This window comes from Aquitalea sp. LB_tupeE, assembly GCF_013391415.1.
GTDB lineage: Bacteria > Pseudomonadota > Gammaproteobacteria > Burkholderiales > Chromobacteriaceae > Aquitalea.
The window spans coordinates 1-2,518 of record NZ_JACAXB010000035.1; the positions used below are offsets into that span (position 1 = coordinate 1).

The following is a 2,518-nucleotide window of genomic DNA, read 5'->3' on the forward strand; positions in this document are numbered from 1 at the left end:
CCCGGCATGGCTGTAAGTAAATTCGGTGGCGCCTGCCGTGGTGACAATCTGCAACTCCTTGCCTCGCAGTGCCTTGCCTTCCGGGCCAAACGCCCAGCCATAAGTCCACACCTGGTTCAGGTAGGCCTTCAGCATGGGCGTGGTGTTGAACCAGTGGGTCGGGTAGAGGTAGATGATGCGGTCTGCCGCCTCATGTGCCTGCTGTTCGGCGGCGATATCAAATGCATTGCTGTCAGTGCCATACAGCTGGTCCAGGTGACGCACGGTCACATTGTCCTGGGCTTCGGCAACCTCTCGCAGCGCCTTGATGGCGACGGATTGTTGCGGCGTTGGGTGAGAAACGATGACGAGGGTTTTCATGTGATGTCCTGTTGCAAGAATGAAATGTCAGACGGGCAGCCCGGCCAGCAGGAAGGCCTGGCAGCTGGCGGAGGCATGGCGGTGGCCGATGATGCTTTGGTAGTCCGGCGAGTGGTACCAGGCCTGGGCGGCCTCGGTGCTGTCAAAGCGCACAATGAAAAACTTGCCTTGCACTTTCGGGCCTTCCACGCTGTCCACCTCGCCACCGCCCACCAGCAGGCTGCCGTGATGGGCGGTCACGGTGTCCAGCACTTTCTGCTGATACGGCAACATGCCTTGCGGGTCGTGAATGGCGGTGACGTTGAAAACGAAATAAGCGGGGGTCTGCATGTTGTGCTCCTTGACGGGCGGCCCTGTGCGATATGGCCCAGCGCCACCCGTGCTGTTGAATGAAGGTTGTGGGCTTGTCAAAATGCCAGCCGCGCTGGACTGGCGGTGGCGGATAACAGGCTTACAGGCTGGCTTCGAACACCTGACGGCTCAGGGTCAGGCTGACATCCCCCTGCTCGCCCAGCGCCGTCATGCCATGGACTTCCAACTGCCGCACCAGGGCATCGATGTCGGATAGGCCGATGCCGTAGTCACGCAAGCGGGTTTTGACGCCCAGGCTTTCAAAAAACGTACGGGTGTGGGCAATGGCCTGGCTGATGCGTTCGTCCTCGCTGCCTTCGTTGAGCTGCCACACGCGACTGGCGTACTGCAGCAACTTGGCATGCTTGCCGACCCGGCGCGCTTCCAGCATGGACGGCAGCAATACCGCCAGGGTCTGGGCATGATCGAGACCATGCAGGATGGTCAGCTCATGCCCTACCAGATGGGTGGCCCAGTCCTGTGGAACACCGGCACCGATCAGGCCATTGAGCGCCTGGGTGGCAGTCCACATGAAATTGGCGCGCGAATCATAATCGGCCGGCTCCCGCACCACCCTGGGCCCCAGTTCGATCAGCGTTTGCAACAGGCCTTCGGCATAACGGTCCTGCACGCGGGCGTCTACCGGGTAGGTCAGGTATTGCTCCATCACATGGGTGAAGGCATCCACCACCCCATTGGCCAACTGGCGCGCCGGCAAAGAGTAGGTTTTTTCCGGGTCCAGCACGGCAAACTGCGGAAACACCAGCGGGGAGGCAAAAAAGGCCTTGGTCTGGCTGGCTGCATGGGTGACCACGGCGTTGTGGTTGGTTTCCGAACCGGTAGCCGCCAGCGTCAGTACCGCACCAAGCGGCAAGGCGCTTTTCACTACCTGCCCCAGGCTGGACAGAATGTCCCAGGCGTCGCCCTGATAAGGCGCGGCAGCGGCCACAAACTTGCTGCCATCAATCACCGAACCACCCCCCACGGCCAGCAGGAAATCAATGCCCTGCTCGCGCACCAGTGCGACGGCACGCATCAGGGTTTCATAGCGCGGATTGGGTTCGATGCCGCCGAATTCATGCACCACATGGCCACTCAAGGCCTGGCGCACTTCGGCCAGCGTGCCATTGCGTTCGGCACTACCGCCGCCGTACAGCAGCAACACTCTGGCATCTGCCGGTAGTAAGCTGCCCAGGCGCTGGATGCTGCCTTTGCCGAACACCACACGGGTAGGATTGAAATAGTCAAAATTCAGCATGTTGCGCTCCTGTCTGAAGGCCGGTCACAGCGGTGTGGCCAGCGAATGGAGCACATTATGCAAGGCTGCACTCACAACAATAAGTAGACCACTGGTTGAGTGTTTATTAACCTTTATTCACTATTGATTCACTGCAGGAGCCAGCATGGACTTGTCGCAACGGGTGCCTTCGGTACTTTCCTTTGTCACTACCGTCGAAACCGGCAGCTTTGCCGCTGCGGCCCGCCAGCTGGGCATCAGCAATGCGGCAGTCAGCAAGAACGTGGCCGGACTGGAACAGGCACTGGGCGTGCGCCTGCTGAACCGCACCACCCGCACCCTGAGCCTGACCGAAGAAGGTGCCGCCTTCTTGCGCCAGGCGCGCATTGCGCTGGATGCGCTGGATGCGGCAGTGGATGCCATTGCCACCCAGCGGCTGGAAATCAGCGGCCCGGTACGCATTTCCAGCAGTGCGGCATTTGGTCGCGACCATCTGCTCCCCGCCCTGCCCGGCCTGCTGACACGTTACCCGCAACTGGCGGTGGAAGTGGATTTTGACGACCGGGTGGT

4 protein-coding genes are annotated in these 2,518 nt (G+C 60.8%); 1 reads left to right on the forward strand and 3 read right to left on the reverse strand.

The genetic code is table 11. The features are described 5' to 3' along the window. The 3 genes from HWX34_RS19030 to HWX34_RS19040 form a co-directional block, all read right to left on the reverse strand. A partial coding sequence (locus tag HWX34_RS19030; protein WP_178973749.1) for an NAD(P)H-dependent oxidoreductase occupies positions 1-360 on the reverse strand: 360 nt, incomplete at its 3' end. Positions 361-387: 27 nt separating this feature from the next. Then, positions 388-690 (reverse strand): DUF1330 domain-containing protein, encoded by a 303-nt coding sequence (locus HWX34_RS19035; protein WP_178973750.1) that lies wholly within the window; start codon positions 688-690, stop codon positions 388-390. 121 nt (positions 691-811) lie between these two features. Then, positions 812-1,969 (reverse strand): iron-containing alcohol dehydrogenase, encoded by a 1,158-nt coding sequence (locus HWX34_RS19040; RefSeq protein ID WP_178973751.1) that lies wholly within the window; start codon positions 1,967-1,969, stop codon positions 812-814. Positions 1,970-2,114: 145 nt separating this feature from the next. Here HWX34_RS19040 and HWX34_RS19045 point away from each other — a divergent pair. After that, positions 2,115-2,518 (forward strand): LysR family transcriptional regulator (locus HWX34_RS19045; protein ID WP_178973752.1); only part of this gene is annotated, 404 nt, incomplete at its 3' end.

What these genes read in the sequence shown, in the direction of transcription:
- HWX34_RS19035 (WP_178973750.1), bottom strand. Translation starts at nt 690, where the DNA reads ATGCAGACCCCCGCTTATTTCGTTTTCAACGTCACCGCCATTCACGAC.
- HWX34_RS19040 (WP_178973751.1), bottom strand. Translation starts at nt 1,969, where the DNA reads ATGCTGAATTTTGACTATTTCAATCCTACCCGTGTGGTGTTCGGCAAA.